This is a genomic window from Pantoea sp. ANP04, from assembly GCF_041982285.1.
Lineage (GTDB): Bacteria > Pseudomonadota > Gammaproteobacteria > Enterobacterales > Enterobacteriaceae > Pantoea > Pantoea eucalypti.
On the sequence record NZ_JAUTYS010000195.1, the window covers coordinates 1 to 515 of the forward strand.

At 40.4% G+C, this 515-nt stretch carries 1 protein-coding gene; it reads right to left on the minus strand.

The features are described 5' to 3' along the window. Positions 1-253: 253 nt before the first annotated feature. Positions 254-515 (minus strand): hypothetical protein (locus tag Q7C21_RS23075; RefSeq protein ID WP_375151251.1); only part of this gene is annotated, 262 nt, incomplete at its 5' end.

A 515-nucleotide genomic window follows, 5' to 3' on the forward strand; every position in this document is an offset into this window, starting at 1 on the left:
ATGGCCAGAAGATGATGTAATATCCCTAAGACCTTTTTTTTTTTTATACATTTATGTGAAGCACCTGATTTTGACAAAGGTCAGGACTGCTGACCCCCACGTGACTCTGTATTCATCCCTATGTGTTGCAAAAGGTATATAAGCAAACCCAAAAATAAAGAAATCGGATCAGTTTCCGGAAAGACTGATTCCCCCATGTCGCTTCTTTCTTGCTCCCGTTTTTCTGGCTGAATTCCCATCTGGAGCATGGATGCTATTCCACGTAATCCAAGTTATTCAGCCTCTTTTTCTCCACTAATCTTCCTACTACACTATCCATTTCTAATCTCTCTATATCTGTGATTAAATATGTATTTTTCCAAAGACGCCAACTCCATCCCCACCTTCGAATCACCCTGGATACACCGGGGCTGGACCCCGGCACTTTTTCACAAGGTATATAAGATGTTCCATGCCTATATAAACAGTTTATCTTCTGGTTCTTTTTTTTTTCCCTCAGAGTTTCTGCTACAATA